This is a genomic window from Candidatus Poriferisodalis sp. (assembly GCF_965219595.1).
Taxonomy (GTDB): Bacteria; Actinomycetota; Acidimicrobiia; order Acidimicrobiales; family Poriferisodalaceae; genus Poriferisodalis.
Map to the genome: position 1 here is coordinate 2,953,701 of NZ_OZ244781.1, position 13,742 is coordinate 2,967,442.

A 13,742-nucleotide genomic window follows, 5' to 3' on the forward strand; every position below is an offset into this window, starting at 1 on the left:
GTGCTGCTCTGCGGGGTTCGCGGGCCTGAGGGCTAGGGTCTCGCGCGGTGGCGGTTCACAAGGTCGTTGGCATCGAGACGGAGTTCGGCATTATCCATCGCTGCACGGGCGACTCCAATCCCGTGGCGGCGTCGTCGATGATCATCAACGCTTACGTCAACGGCTTCCTGTGCCAGCGCGTCAGCTGGGACTTCGAAGACGAGCAGCCCGGCGCCGACGCGAGGGGCTTCAACGAGTTCGACGCGCTGGCGCCCGAGATCGAAACGCACCTGGTCAATGCCGTGCTGACCAACGGCGCCCGCTACTACGTCGACCACGCGCATCCTGAGCTGTCGACTCCAGAGTGCTCAGACGCACGCCAATGCGTCGTGTACGACCGGGCCGCGGAGGAGATCCTCATCCGGTCCATGCAGGCTGCCAACAACCTCTTGCCCGACGACGAAGAGCTGGTGATCCACAAGAACAACAGCGATGGCAAGGGCAACAGTTACGGCTGCCACGAGAACTACCTGCTCGACCGCGATGTGCCATTCGGACGGGTGGTGACGCACATCCTGCCGTTCTTCGTGACCCGCCAGATCTTCTGCGGCGCCGGCAAGCTGGGCGTCGAGGTCCCGATGGATGACCGCTCTCCGGCACCGTTCGGGGACCGGCCGTTCCAGATCAGCCAGCGCGCGGACTTCTTCGAGGAGGAAGTCGGGCTAGAGACCACGCTCAAGCGGCCGATCGTCAACACCCGCGATGAGCCGCACGCCGACACGCGCAAGTACCGGCGCCTGCACGTCATCATCGGCGACGCCAACATGAGCGAGCTGCAGACGTACCTCAAGGTGGGCACGACTTCGCTGGTGCTGGCGATGATCGACGACGACTTCGTGCCTGAGCCCCTGACGCCTCTCGTGCCAGTGGCGGCGCTCCGTCAGGTGAGCTTCGACACCGCCCTGTCTGGGCTGATCGAACTGGTCGACGGCCGTCGCATGCGGGCCATCGAGGTCCAATGGGAGTACCTGGACCTGGCCCGGAAGTATGCGCAGAGCCATGGTCTGGATCCCGTCGGCGGCGACGACGTCGGCAATGACATCCTGGATCGCTGGGAAGCCATGCTCACTGGGCTGGAATCGGATCCGATGGGGCTCGCGACGCAGTTGGACTGGGTGGCGAAGCTGCGCTTGTACGAGGCTTTCGCCGAGCGGCACGACCTCGACTGGGACGATCCGAAGCTCGCCGCCTTGGACCTGCAGTACCACGACCTGCGACCGTCCAAGTCGCTGGCCCGACGCGTCGGACTTGAGCGGGTCACCACCGACGACGAAGTGGACGAAGCGGTCTCGGTGCCGCCGCCGACGACACGTGCCTACTTCCGGGGTCGTTGCCTCGACAAGTTCGGAGACGAGATCGTGGCCGCCAACTGGGACTCGATGGTGTTCGACATCGGAACTGATCCGCTGCGTCGCGTACCGATGCTCGAACCGCTGCGAGGAACCCAAGCGCACGTGGGTAGCTTGTTGGACGAGTGCCGGGACGCAGCCGAGCTGTTGCGCCGGCTGGGAAATTAGCCGCCAGGTTCAGACTCGAACGCAAGCGGCAATCGGAACTCTCACGCATTCGAGACCCAAGCAATCGACACCGGAGGAGGCCCGAGATGGCAGAACGCGAGCAGATGCGACGGTCGGCTCCGAGGGAAGCCGAGAGTCCCGCACCGCAGGACACCTCGTCTGAAGGAGCAACCGAACTGAAGGCGGAACTCGACGACCTGCTCGACGAGATCGACGATGTGCTCGAGACCAACGCCGAGGAGTTCGTGAAGAACTACGTGCAGAAGGGCGGCGAGTGACCCCCATGCCCTTCTTCGCCCCAGGGGACGATCCGGGGGCGAGCTTCCTCGAACTGCTGCGGCGCACCGGCAGCGAGCCATTTGCCGGTTTCGCGCAGGTTCCTGCCGCGGAGGGGGGTTTCGGCTCCCTTGAGGGTTCTCACGCCACCACCGTGCTGGCGGTGCGCAGCTCCGACGGAGTGGTTGTCGCGGGCGATCGGCGGGCCACCAGTGGCAACCTCATCAGTCACCGCGACATGCGCAAGGTCTTCCCGGCCGATTCCTATTCGGCGGTTGCCATTGCCGGTGCCGCAGGCCCGGCCGTGCAGATGGTCCGCCTCTTCCAACTGCAGCTTGAGTACTACGAGAAGATCGAAGGCAAGCCGCTGAGCCTGGAAGGCAAGGCGAACCAGCTGGCCGAGATGCTTCGGGCACACCTGCCCCAGGCGATGCGCGGCCTCCCGGTAGTGCCGATCTTCGCCGGATTCGACCCCGCCGACGGAAGGGGCAGGCTCTTCCAGTACGACGTGACCGGTGGCCGCTACGAGGAGCAGGATTATGCCACGGCCGGCTCGGGCAGCCTGCACGCCGGGACGGTCCTGAAGCTCGGCTTCCGTGACGACTTGAGCGAGCCTGAAGCACTGGCGCTCAGCGTGCAGGCGTTGTGGCACGCTGCCGACGAAGACAGCGCCACCGGCGGTCCCGATCCCGTGCGCGGCATCTACCCGGTGCTCGCGGCAATCGGGAGCGAGGGCTTCCGCCAGCTCAGCGACGCCGAGTCAGGGGCTGTGTTCGCTGATCTGCAAGCCGAGCTCTCTGGCGGCGGGAGCGGGGGAGCAGCCCGCGCCGACTCAGCCGGCGGCGATCCCAGTTCCGCCGGAGGCAGCCGCAGCGAGGTGCTGCCATGAGCATGCCCGGGATGTACGTCAGCCCTGAGCAGCTCATGCAAGACCGGGCCGACTATGCCCGCAAGGGGATCGCCCGGGGACGCTCGCTGGTGACGCTGGAATACGGCAGCGGCATCGCCCTGGTTGCGGAGAACGCCAGCGCAACGCTGCGCAAGGTGTCGGAAATCTACGACCGGATCGCCTTCGGTGGTGTGGGCCGCTACATCGAGTTCGACCAGCTGCGCATCGCGGGCGTCCGCCACGCTGAGCTGAAGGGCTACCAGTACTCCCGTTCTGACGTGGAAGCTCGCAGCCTCGCCAACCAGTACGCGCAGATGCTGGGGCAGTTCTTCACCCATGAGCTCAAGCCGCTCGAGGTCGAGATCGTGGTGGTGGAGGTGGGGATCGGCGACGAGGCCAACCAGCTCTACAGGATCCAGTACGACGGGACCGTCATGGACGAGGAGGCGTACTGCTGCATCGGGGGCGATGCCGACGCGGTGCGCGAGCGGGTGGCTGAGGGCTACGACCCTGAGCTCGATGCCGACGCTGCCATCCGGCTGGCTCGCGCGGCGCTCGCCGGCCCCGAGCGTGAGATCGCTGCGCCGGATCTCGAGGTGGCCTTGCTCGAGTCGAACCTCGAAGACGCAACACACCGCCGCCGGTGCTTCCGGCGTCTCGAGGACGACGAGGTGGAAGTCGCTCTGGGCGACAGCGCAGATCAGCCCGACGAAGGCTCCGATCAGGAAGATTCCTAGATCGGAAGTACGGTGAGCGCCGTGCAGCGGCGCATCATGGGTGTCGAGAACGAGTACGGCGTCACGTGCACACTGCGGGGACAACGGCGCCTCAGCCCCGACGAGGTGGCGCGCTACCTGTTCCGCCGGGTCGTGTCGTGGGGGCGATCCAGCAATGTGTTCCTGGCAAACGGGGCGCGCCTGTATCTCGACGTCGGCAGCCATCCCGAATACGCCACGCCCGAATGCGATTCCGTCTATGACGTGGTGTGCCACGACCGCGCAGGCGAACGAATCCTCGAACAGCTCGTTGCCAGCGCCACCGAGCGACTGGCCGAGGAGGTGTTCAACGGCACGATCTTCCTGTTCAAGAACAACACCGACTCGGCCGGCAACAGCTACGGGTGCCACGAGAACTACCTGACCAGCCGCGCTGACGACTTCTCGAATTACGCCGAGGTGCTGATCCCGTTCCTGGTGACTCGGCAGATCTACGCTGGCGCAGGCAAGGTGCTCAACACGGCGAAGGGCGCCCGGTATTGCATAACCCAGCGAGCGGAGCACATCTGGGAGAGCGTGTCGAGCGCGACGACCCGCAGCCGCCCGATCATCAACACCCGCGACGAGCCGCATGCCGATGCTGAGCGCTTCCGGCGCCTGCACGTCATCGTCGGCGACTCGAATATGAGCGAGTACACGTCATTCCTCAAGATCGGCGCGGCTGCACTCATGCTGCGCATGCTCGAGGATCCCGCCGTGGTGCTGCGGGACATGACGCTGGAGAACCCGATCCGGGCGATCCGCGAGATCAGCCACGACATCACCTGCAGACGCAAGGTGCGCCTGGCCAATGGGCGTGAAGTGAGCGCATTCGACATCCAGTCGGAGTACCTGGAACGAGCCCTGCGCTTTGCCGAGACGAACGATCTCACCGAGGAGGAGTCGCGTGCTCTGCAGATGTGGGAGCACGTGATGACGGCCATCGCTGATGACCCGCTGCAGCTCGACCGCGAGGTGGACTGGGTCATCAAGCACAAGCTGCTCACGAGCTATGCCGAGCGAGCTGAGGTCGGCTTCGACGACCCGCACATCGCACTGCTGGACCTGCAGTACCACCACGTCCACTCGACGCGAGGCGTCTTCTATGTGATGCAGCGACGCGGATTGGTCGAGCGAGTCTTGGATGACGCCGATGTGCGTCGGGCCACCGAGGAAGCGCCCCAGACGACGCGGGCCCGGCTGCGCGGGGCGTTCGTTCGCGAGGCCAAGGCTCGGCGCCGTGACTACACCGTGGACTGGGTGCATCTGAAGCTCAACGACCAGGCGCAGCGAACCGTCTTGTGCAAGGACCCGTTCCGTTCCCACGACGAGCGCGTCGACAAGTTGATCGAGTCACTGTGATGTGCACCGTGGACCGTGTGCGCCGGCGCTCAGCTGGCTGAAAGCAGCAGATGCCGCGCTTTGCGCGCCTACGAGCCGCCGAGGTGCGTGACGTGCGCCCCGGGTTGGCGCGGGTGACCCTGTCCGACGGCAGCGAGGCGTACGCGCTCACGGACTTGTGCGGCCCGGTCGCGGCTGGCGACGAGCTGCTCGTGAACACGTCGGCAATGGATCTCGGCCTTGGCACCGGCGGGGCACATGTGGTGCACACGAACCTCACGTCGCCATTCGGGGGCGCCCGGGGGCCGGGGCGTGTCATGAAGGCCCGTTATCTGGCTGAGCAGCTGCCCGTCGAGGCATTCGAGGAGGCGGCCGACGGGGCCGGAACGGATCGCCCTGCCTTTGTAGAGACAGCGCCCGATGGCGCTGATCCTCGTGAGGCGCGGCCCGCTGACATCGGTCTGGCCCTGCCATCGCTCGCGGGCGTGCGGGTGGTGCTGTGCGTGCTGCACAGCCATGCGCTGGCGCTGGCCGCGACAGTCCACGGTGTTTCCGGCGAGGCGCCGGGCTATGTCATGACCGATAGCGGAGCGCTGCCGTTCGTGCTCAGCGATCTCGCTGCCGCGTGCTTGGAGCGAGGAATGATCGCGACGGCGGTCAGTACTGGGCAGGCCTTCGGGGCCCCCATTGAGGCAGTCACCGTTGCCTCTGGCGTGGCCGCACTGGCGGAGCGGGACATCCAGCGTGTGGTCGTCGCGCCGGGGTTAGGGCACCTCGGCACTGCGAGCCCATTGGGCTTCTCGGCGCTGGATCTCGTCGGCCACGCGGCCGTGCTGGACGGGCTCGGAGCGGCGACAGCGCTGGTTGCACGTGCATCTTCGGTCGACGAGCGCCTACGGCACCGTGGCGTAAGCCATCACACTCGGGCGATGGCAGCGCTGGCGCCCACTCGGACCGTCGTTCCAGTCCCGGCGAGCAGCAAGCTCGACCCGACGGCGGGCGATGCCTCATGGATCGATGCGTTGGGAGAGCGAGCCTTCAGAGCAGAGCCGATTGCAGTCGCAGATGCCCTTGCTGGCAGCGGTCTGAGCGTGAGGTCCATGGGCCGCCCGCTGGAGAGCGACGAGCAGGCTTGCCTGTGGCTGGGGGCGGCAGCAGCGTGGCTGGCGGCATCGGCATGAGCATTCCCGACGAACCCGAGGATCTGCCGCCGCCTCGGCAGCCGCGCGTTCGGCGGGCTATGAGCCGGCGCACGCGCAGCCTGCTGTCGTGGACATGGGTGCTGCTGGCCGCGGTGACGCTCGCGCTGCTGATGCGGACGTTTCTCATCGCGGCGTTCTACATCCCGTCCGAGTCGATGGAGCCCGTGCTCGAGATCGGGGATCGACTGCTGGTCTCCAAGCTCAGCTACCGCATCGGGGATCCCGAACCCGGCGATGTTGTCGTGTTTCGCACCCCGCCTTCGATGCAACCGGCGCAGACTGCAGAGCTCATCAAGCGAGTCGTGGCGGTCGGCGGCCAGCAGGTCGAAGCGGTGAATGGCAGGCTCATCATCGATGGGTCGCCGGTGGATGAGCATTACCTGTCGACCGAGGTGTACACGCGTGACTTCGGCCCAGTGCTGGTGCCTGCCGGCTACGTGTTCGTCATGGGCGACAACCGCCGTTCAAGCCAAGACAGCCGCGTCTTCGGCGCGATTCCCGAGAGCGAGATCGTTGGGAGGGCATTTGCACGTTTCTGGCCGCCCACCCGCCTCGGCGGCTTGTAGATCTCCAGCGCCGCGATCGACGCCGATCACGGTCAGGCGGGCTGTGTCTCGCAGATATCGCCCGCAGGGGCGGACCCGCCCGGAGTCTTCGATGATTCGAGGCCGGCCAGCAGACGGTCGACGTGATCGCCGTACAGGCCGTCGAGGCCCATGTCCCGCAGCGCTGTCGCCAGGCGGGTGTGCTGCACGTCCCACCCGAAGCAGAGGCGTTCGAATCGGTGGAAGAGGGCCGCGAGGCCGCCAGTCCAGTCCTTGGCGGGGAGGTTGACGGCATCGATGCCGTCGACGGCCATCGCCGCAGCCCGACGCTCGGGGCCCTCCTTCATGCGCCGCACCCGGGTCGAATCGACGATGTGGGCAGACGTGCGCCCGCGCAGGTCGACCAGGAGATCCCAGTCGCCGTGGCACAGCCACAGGCGGTCCTCCGCGCCCGCGGCACGAGCAGCGGAGATCACGGCATCTGCCGCCGCCGGGTCCTTGAGATCGACTGACAGCTCGAAGTCGGTGCCGCATGCTTTGTACATGTCCGCAAGCGTGGGAATGTCGTCACCGATGCGCTCCCGTTGCAACGAGCTGAAGGCACGGCGCACGCCCCGGTGCCAAGCAATGCCGTCATGGTCCAGCATGGGGTGACCGTCCTGGCTCAACCAGACGTCAGTCTCGAGGCCCGTCGCTCCCATTTCCAGGGCCAGGGCGAACGTGTCAAGGGCATTGTCGGGGCCGTGCGCTCGCCCGCCGCGGTGTGCGAACGCGATCGGAGGCGTGCGCAGTGACGGCAATGGCTGAGGGGGCACGCCTCTATCGTGCCACTTGTGCCGGCGATATGGCTGCTGCCCATCGTTGCCTTCGGCGTGCTCGCCGTGGTGAGCATCGTCATGATCCGACGGCTGGCGATGGAGTTGCGGGCGACGGCCCAGAGCCTGGCGTCGATCGCAGATGCCGCTGCGGCGGTGCGCGCTGACGTCATGCGAGCACGCGCCGCAATCGACAGCCTGGACGTGCCGTCGCTGCGCCAGGCCACTGCCGAGCGGGTGCTCGGCCTGGCAGTGCGGTGGGCCGCTCGCCGGGTGCTGCCCTTCTGATGGGTTAGCAGTCGCTGCACACGGGTCCGCCTGTGCGTGCGCGGCACAGAACCGCTGCGCAGGGTCGGGGTTCTACCATCGAGCCGTGAGCCTGCAGCCCAACGAGGTGCTGATCATCGTGCTCGTGGCGCTGATCGTGCTCGGCCCCAAGCGGCTGCCGGGCGCAATCCGGGGCATCGGCCGCGCCTTCCGGCAGGTGCGCGACTTCTCGACCACCGTTCGCCAGGAAATGGATGCCACGATCTCGCCGCCCATAGTCGAACCTGCATCGCCGCCCGCCCGTCCCGCTGCGTCAATTGATTCGGAGGTTGAGCTGGAAAGCGCCGATACCGAGACCAAGCAGCCGAACGCTGCAGCGGAACAGCCGGAGGGTGACCAAGCCGAGATCAAGCAGCCCAGCGCTAGCGACCCGGCTGGCGATGACGCGACCAGAGACGGCGCTGCGTGAGGCTCCGGTGGCGCCGCCGGCCCCGGCCGGAGGTGATGGGTTTCTGGGATCATGTCGCCGAGCTGCGGAACCGGCTCATCTGGAGCATCGTGGCCATCGGGCTTGGCATGGTCGTCGGGCTGATCGTCTATGACTGGCTGCTCCGCGAGGTATTCCTGCCGCCGTACTGCAATGTGCTGGTAGCCCAGGAGATCGACCGGCCGTGCAGCCTGGTGATCACCGCACCGCTGGAGGGATTCCGCACCCGCATCAAGGTGTCGGCCTACCTGGGCGTGGTACTGGCCATGCCGGTGCTGCTGTGGCACCTGTGGCGGTTCATCACGCCGGCGCTGGACCGCCGCGAGAAGCGGTGGGCGATCCCGTTCGTGATTGCGGGGTTCGTGCTGTTCTCGGCCGGTGCAGTCTTGGCCTACTTCACGTTCGAACGGGCGCTGGACTTCCTGATCGCAGTTAGCGGCGACGCCGTCGACCCGCTGCTCGGACCCGGTGCCTACCTCGGCCTGGTGACGTTCATGATGCTGGCGTTCGGCATCGGGTTCGAGTTCCCGATCGTGCTGATCTTCGCCCAGCTCGCCGGCATCGTCGAGCCGCGGCAGCTGAATCGGGCCCGCCGCTACGCCATCGTCGGAATCGTGGCCGGCGCGGCGATCATCACGCCGTCGGGAGATCCGATCACACTCGCGGCGCTGTCGGTGCCGCTGTACGTGTTCTACGAGCTGTCGATCCTGGTCGGCTACCTCGTCCTCCGCCGCCGCAGCGGTGAACCCCCGCTGCGGCGCCGATTCCGCCGGTCGCCGAAGGAGAGCGAGCAGAGCCCCACTGCGGCCGGACCGACGCTGTGACTTCGAACGGGACCGCAGCGCCAACGCTGTTCGCGGAGCTCTTGAGTGCACGGAGCATCTCGCCCGACGGCTTTCAGACCGAGGCGTTCGCCGCGCTGGATCGGGGCAAGTCGGTGCTCGTCGCTGCGCCGACATCGTCGGGCAAGACCCTCGTTGCGGAGTACGGCATCGCAGCGACACTCGAGGCCGGCCAACGTGCGGCCTACACAGCGCCCACCAAGGCGTTGTCGAACCAGAAGCTGCGCGAGCTGCGTTCCTGGCTGGGATCCGAACGGGTAGGCCTGCTCACCGGCGACAACGTCATCTGCCCCGACGCCGATGTCGTGGTCATGACCACCGAAGTGCTGCGCAACATGATGTACGCCGGCTCATCGCACATCGCGCAGTTCGGCATGGCCGTGCTGGACGAGGTCCACTACCTGCAGGATCCTTACCGGGGAGCGGTCTGGGAAGAGGTCATCATCAGCACGCCGCCGCATATGCGACTGGTGTGCCTGTCGGCCACGGTCAGCAATGCCAACGAGCTCGCGTCGTGGGTCGAAGCCACTGCAGGCGGGTGCACGGCGGTGGTCTGCTCACAGCGTCCGGTGCCCCTGGAAGATCGCTTCCTGCTCTACGAGCGGCACAGCCGCCGTTTGGTGGATCTGCCGACGCTGCGGGACGGCCGCCCGAATCCCGAGATCGAACGGATAGTCGAGCAGGCACGTTCCCGATCCGGCGGCCAGCGCCGGCATCGACGGGCAGGCGCGCGACCGGCCCGTCCGCGTCGCTCGGAGATCGTCGAGCATCTGGCTGCCAGCGCCAGGCTGCCGGCGATCGTGTTCGTGTTCTCCCGTCAGGGTTGCGACGACGCTGCCCGGACGCTCGTCGCTGAGGGGGCGGCGTTTCTGGATGCCGCTCAGCAGCATCGCGTGCGCCAGATCGCGGCGGCGCACACAGCGGATCTCGAGGCCAGTGATCTCGACGCGCTCGGCTACGACGAGTGGCTGGGGCATCTCACGGCCGGTGTCGCGGCCCACCACGCAGGCTTGATACCGGCCTTCAAGGAGGCCATCGAAGAGTGCTTCTCGGCCGGACTGCTGGCAGTGGTGTTCGCAACGGAAACGCTGGCGGTGGGCGTGAACATGCCTGCCCGTTCGGTGGTGATCGAGCAGCTCAGCCGATTCCGCGGAGAGGGCTTTGCGCTGCTGACACCGGGTGAGTACACCCAGCTCACCGGTCGGGCGGGTCGCCGCGGCATCGACGAGACCGGTTATGCGTACACGCTGTGGCATCCGCAGACGGCGTTCGACGAGACGGCCCGCTTGGTCGCAAGCAGTGATTTCGAGCTGGAGTCGTCATTCCGACCGACGTACAACATGGTCGCCAACCTCATTGCCAGCCGCACCCACGACGAGGCAGTCGAGCTGTTGCAGCGATCGTTCGCCCAGTGGCGGGCTGATCGCCGGGTCGGCCAGTGGACCGCGGAACTCGAGGTGGAACGCAAAGCGCTGCGCGAGGCCCGGGCACGACTGCGGTCGATGGGGGGCGGTCGTGGCCGTTCGCAGTCGCACGCATCGGCACGCGGGAGGTCGTCGGGCTCGGGTCGGCACCGGCGCGGCAGGCCTGCCGACCGCCGCACCGACCGGGCACTCGTCGATGCGGAGCGACACGCCGAGCGCGTGGGAGCACGGGTGAGCCGTCTGAAGGATCGGATCAAACTCGCCAAGGGAGGGCTGGCCCGCCAGCTCGACGCCACCAACGAGGTGCTGAACATCTTCGACTGTGCGGATGGCTGGTCGCTGACCGCCACCGGTGACTGCCTGAAGTCTGTCTTCCACGAGTGCGATCTGCTGACGGTGCTGTGCTTGCGCGACGGCGTTTTCGACGGTGTGGCGCCCGCTCAACTCGCCGGCCTGGTGTCGGTGCTGACCTACGAACATCGCAGCAGCCAGCCGCCGCCGGCGCCCCGCTACCCCGACAACGACTCCCGCGAGAGGGCAGCGCACATGTTCGAGCTGGCGTCACAGATCAACAGCGCTGAGCGACAGCACAGCGTGGCGCCGTCGCGCGCGCCCGACGCAGCCTTCTTCGCCATTGCCCATGCCTGGGCTGGAGGGACGGCATACACCGATCTGTGGCACGGCGATGCGGGGGGCGACCAAGTGCCCTCTGGCGGCGATTTCGTTCGCCAGATGCGCCAGCTCATCGATCTCGTCGACCGGATCGCAGGCGTTGCCTCCCAGCAGCGCACGCGGCGCACCGCAGCCGATGCCTGTTCGGCACTCGACCACGGTGTCGTCGCTGCAGCTGCCCGAGTCTCCGATGGCCGGGTGGGGGAACCGGTCGCGGCGGCGCCGGGAGACGGTTTCGTGTCGTTGCCGGTGGTGACGCGCACTCGCAGGCTCACGTGACCGTACGGCGCAACCAGCCGTGGGGAACCGCAGCGATGCTGCCCGAAGGGGCGCCCGTCGCCAGCAGCAACGCCGAGTTGCGCCGGTTGATCACCTGCCAACGCACCGGCGACTTACCAGCGACGCCGATCGGCGTGGTCGGCGGCGACCTGTGGCGAGTGGTGGGCGCACCGGCAGGCGGTGCAGATCGCCTGCGTTCCGAACACGCTCGAACAGCTCCGATCGACCTCGTCGAGGCGATAGCCGATGGCGAGCCGCATTGGGCCTGCATCGGAGCCGTCGCGCGCAACTCGTGGTGGCGCGGGCCGGTCGTGGCGGCCATGAGCGCCGAGATGCTCGGGCCATGGCGATTGGCGCCCGCAGCCCATCCCAACGACGGGCGGCTGCACATACTCAGCACCGGTCTGGATCAGCCAGCGCTCGGCGTGACTCAACGGGTGCTTGCCCGCCAGCGGCTGCAGTCGGGAGCTCATGTACCGCATCCGGCCATCGCCGTGCGGCGTGTGGAACGTTGGGAGCATCGGTTCGACCGGCCGCTCACGCTGTGGCTCGACGGCGAACAGGTCGGCAGATGCCGCGAGCTGACCCTCGCAATCCAACCCGACGCCGCGGTGATCGTGTTCTGAGCTGCCGGTGTTCTGTTCCGCTTCTGACATCCGCTGGGCTACGGTCATCGGTCCGCAGGATGCGGTCGTGCGGGCCATACCATCGGCGCAGTGTCCCCGCCGACCCGACCCGCCGGTGATCCGGTAGTCCACTACACCAACGAGACGTTCACGCCTGCCGAGCAGGACATTCTGCGGCGCTATGTCACGAACCTGCGCCAGCCGGTCTTTGCGCTCGTGAACCTGCCTGAAGTGGTGAAGGGGGCACTGTTCGCCCGCTACTCCAGGACGCACAAGAGCCTGCGGCGGCTGCTGCTCGACGAGTTCGTCGACGACCTCGACATCTCCGGCGACGAGACCATCGACGCCACGGTGGGCGTCGCCCGCGCCGAGCAGCTGTACCAGCGCGTGTTCGTGGAATACGGCGACGACTCGGTGGCGCAGCTCGGAGCCGTGCATCTTGCATGCGAGCAGGCCTCCAACCTGCTCACCAAGATCCTCGAACGAGGGCGGCTGATGTCGTACCTCGAGCAGTCCACCCGCTACCTCGCCTACGACGAGCGAGTCCAAGGGCGGTACCGGTACCACCGGCCGCCCGAGGTGATGGGCTCGCGTGCGGGGACTCGATTCGTCGGCGACGTGGACCGCATGTTCGACGCCTACGGCGACATGGTCCGCCGCATGACCGGTTGGCTCACCGAGCATCCCGATGCGACAGCCGGTGCCGCCGCCGGCAGCGACCTCGCGCGCCGGCGGGCCATCCGTGCACAGGCATTCGACGCGGCGAGGGGTCTGTTGCCGGCGGCCAGCCTGTCCAACGTCGGCATCTTCGGCAGCGGACAGGCCTACGAAGCACTCCTGCTGCGGATGCGAGCGCACCCGCTGCCCGAGGCACGCAGCTACGCCCAGATGATGCTGACCGAGTTGCGCAAAGTCATCCCCTCGTTCCTGCGGCGCGTCGACCAACCTGACCGGGGCGTCGTGTGGTCGGACTACCTCGAGGCCAACCGGGTTGCGATGTCGGAATTCGCTGCAGACCTCTTCGCCGCGGACGAACCGGAGCCGGTGCCCGAGGTCCAGCTGACCGACTGGGATCCCTCCGGCGAGGACAAGATGCTGGCGGCCATGCTGTACCCCTACACGTCGCTGGGAGAACCGCAGATCGCTGCCCGTGTGGCCCAGATGACCGAGGCCGAGCGCATGGAGCTGGTGAAGCGATACTGCGGCGAACGGACGAACCGGCGCCACCGGCCGGGCCGGGCGCTCGAACGCCTCGACTACCGGTTCGATGTGCTCGCCGACTACGGCAGCTTCCGCGACCTCCAGCGCCACCGCCTGCTCACCATCGAATGGCAGCCGCTGAGCCCACAGCACGGGTACTCCGTGCCTGCGCTCGTGGATGCGGCCGGCGGGGGAGAGGCCTACGACGAGGTGATGGAGCTGTCAGCAGAGCTGTACGACACGCTCGCCGAGGCCGTCGGGACGCTGGAGGCGTCGTATGCGGTGTCGATGGCCTACCGCGTGCGCTACAGCATGCAGTTCAACGCCCGTGAGGCCATGCACATGATCGAGCTGCGATCACAACCTCAGGGCCACGAGGACTACCGGCGGGTCGTGACTGAGATGTATCGCCAGATCGCCGAGACCGCAGGACACCGGGCAGTGGCTGCGATGCTGACGCACGTGGATCTGTCTGAGGGCATCTTGGGGCGCTTGGGCGCCGAGGAAGCCACGGCCCGACGGCAATCTGCCGAACCCGCTTGACGGTCGAGCCCCGGGGGCCTCGC

Annotated in this window: 14 protein-coding genes; 13 read left to right on the forward strand and 1 reads right to left on the reverse strand. The window is 67.2% G+C overall.

Features of this window, described 5'->3' with window-relative positions:
* Window positions 1-47 precede the first annotated feature (47 nt).
* The 7 genes from dop (at window position 48) to lepB (ending at window position 6,585) form a co-directional block, all read left to right on the forward strand.
* The gene (dop, locus tag ACOQPE_RS13080) at window positions 48-1,556 is read left to right on the forward strand and encodes a depupylase/deamidase Dop (protein ID WP_420609331.1); all 1,509 of its coding nucleotides are present in this window, start codon (window positions 48-50) and stop codon (window positions 1,554-1,556) included.
* Window positions 1,557-1,642: 86 nt separating this feature from the next.
* Window positions 1,643-1,834 carry a ubiquitin-like protein Pup gene (locus tag ACOQPE_RS13085; RefSeq protein WP_420609332.1) on the forward strand — a complete coding sequence of 64 codons (192 nt, stop codon included), beginning with the start codon at window positions 1,643-1,645 and terminating at the stop codon, window positions 1,832-1,834.
* Between the two features lie 5 nt (window positions 1,835-1,839).
* Entirely contained in the window at window positions 1,840-2,721 is an 882-nt protein-coding gene (gene prcB, locus ACOQPE_RS13090; protein WP_420611395.1) for a proteasome subunit beta, read from the forward strand.
* Window positions 2,718-3,458, forward strand: a complete 741-nt coding sequence (prcA, locus tag ACOQPE_RS13095; protein ID WP_420609333.1) for a proteasome subunit alpha — start codon at window positions 2,718-2,720, stop codon at window positions 3,456-3,458. Before prcB ends, prcA begins: the two co-directional genes overlap by 4 nt.
* Before the next feature lie 21 nt (window positions 3,459-3,479).
* Window positions 3,480-4,838 carry a Pup--protein ligase gene (gene pafA, locus ACOQPE_RS13100; protein WP_420609334.1) on the forward strand — a complete coding sequence of 453 codons (1,359 nt, stop codon included), beginning with the start codon at window positions 3,480-3,482 and terminating at the stop codon, window positions 4,836-4,838.
* A gap of 50 nt (window positions 4,839-4,888) precedes the next feature.
* Window positions 4,889-5,998: a DUF3866 family protein gene (locus ACOQPE_RS13105; protein WP_420609335.1), complete on the forward strand. Its 1,110-nt coding sequence runs from the start codon at window positions 4,889-4,891 to the stop codon at window positions 5,996-5,998.
* Window positions 5,977-6,585: a signal peptidase I gene (lepB, locus tag ACOQPE_RS13110; protein ID WP_420609336.1), complete on the forward strand. Its 609-nt coding sequence runs from the start codon at window positions 5,977-5,979 to the stop codon at window positions 6,583-6,585. The genes ACOQPE_RS13105 and lepB overlap by 22 nt, the downstream gene beginning before the upstream one ends.
* 32 nt (window positions 6,586-6,617) lie before the next feature.
* Here lepB and ACOQPE_RS13115 read toward each other — a convergent pair whose 3' ends face one another.
* Window positions 6,618-7,379 carry a glycerophosphodiester phosphodiesterase gene (locus ACOQPE_RS13115; RefSeq protein ID WP_420609337.1) on the reverse strand — a complete coding sequence of 254 codons (762 nt, stop codon included), beginning with the start codon at window positions 7,377-7,379 and terminating at the stop codon, window positions 6,618-6,620.
* An 18-nt stretch (window positions 7,380-7,397) separates the two neighbouring features.
* Between ACOQPE_RS13115 and ACOQPE_RS13120 the strand changes: the two genes are divergently transcribed.
* The 6 genes from ACOQPE_RS13120 to ACOQPE_RS13145 all read left to right on the forward strand — a co-directional run bounded on the left by ACOQPE_RS13120 (window position 7,398) and on the right by ACOQPE_RS13145 (window position 13,719).
* Window positions 7,398-7,667: a hypothetical protein gene (locus ACOQPE_RS13120; RefSeq protein WP_420609338.1), complete on the forward strand. Its 270-nt coding sequence runs from the start codon at window positions 7,398-7,400 to the stop codon at window positions 7,665-7,667.
* 85 nt (window positions 7,668-7,752) lie between these two features.
* Entirely contained in the window at window positions 7,753-8,115 is a 363-nt protein-coding gene (locus ACOQPE_RS13125; protein WP_420609339.1) for a twin-arginine translocase TatA/TatE family subunit, read from the forward strand.
* A complete protein-coding gene (gene tatC / locus ACOQPE_RS13130) occupies window positions 8,112-8,957 on the forward strand; it encodes a twin-arginine translocase subunit TatC (RefSeq protein ID WP_420609340.1) in 846 nt (281 codons plus the stop codon). Before ACOQPE_RS13125 ends, tatC begins: the two co-directional genes overlap by 4 nt.
* Before the next feature lie 41 nt (window positions 8,958-8,998).
* Window positions 8,999-11,350, forward strand: coding sequence for a DEAD/DEAH box helicase (locus tag ACOQPE_RS13135; protein ID WP_420609341.1), 2,352 nt, complete (start codon window positions 8,999-9,001; stop codon window positions 11,348-11,350).
* Window positions 11,347-11,976 (forward strand): hypothetical protein, encoded by a 630-nt coding sequence (locus ACOQPE_RS13140; protein WP_420609342.1) that lies wholly within the window; start codon window positions 11,347-11,349, stop codon window positions 11,974-11,976. The genes ACOQPE_RS13135 and ACOQPE_RS13140 overlap by 4 nt, the downstream gene beginning before the upstream one ends.
* Before the next feature lie 90 nt (window positions 11,977-12,066).
* Window positions 12,067-13,719: an FAD-dependent thymidylate synthase gene (locus ACOQPE_RS13145; protein ID WP_420609343.1), complete on the forward strand. Its 1,653-nt coding sequence runs from the start codon at window positions 12,067-12,069 to the stop codon at window positions 13,717-13,719.
* Window positions 13,720-13,742 lie beyond the last annotated feature (23 nt).

What these genes read in the sequence shown, in the direction of transcription:
- ACOQPE_RS13085 (WP_420609332.1), top strand. Translation starts at nt 1,643, where the DNA reads ATGGCAGAACGCGAGCAGATGCGACGGTCGGCTCCGAGGGAAGCCGAG.
- prcB (WP_420611395.1), top strand. Translation starts at nt 1,840, where the DNA reads ATGCCCTTCTTCGCCCCAGGGGACGATCCGGGGGCGAGCTTCCTCGAA.
- prcA (WP_420609333.1), top strand. Translation starts at nt 2,718, where the DNA reads ATGAGCATGCCCGGGATGTACGTCAGCCCTGAGCAGCTCATGCAAGAC.
- ACOQPE_RS13105 (WP_420609335.1), top strand. Translation starts at nt 4,889, where the DNA reads ATGCCGCGCTTTGCGCGCCTACGAGCCGCCGAGGTGCGTGACGTGCGC.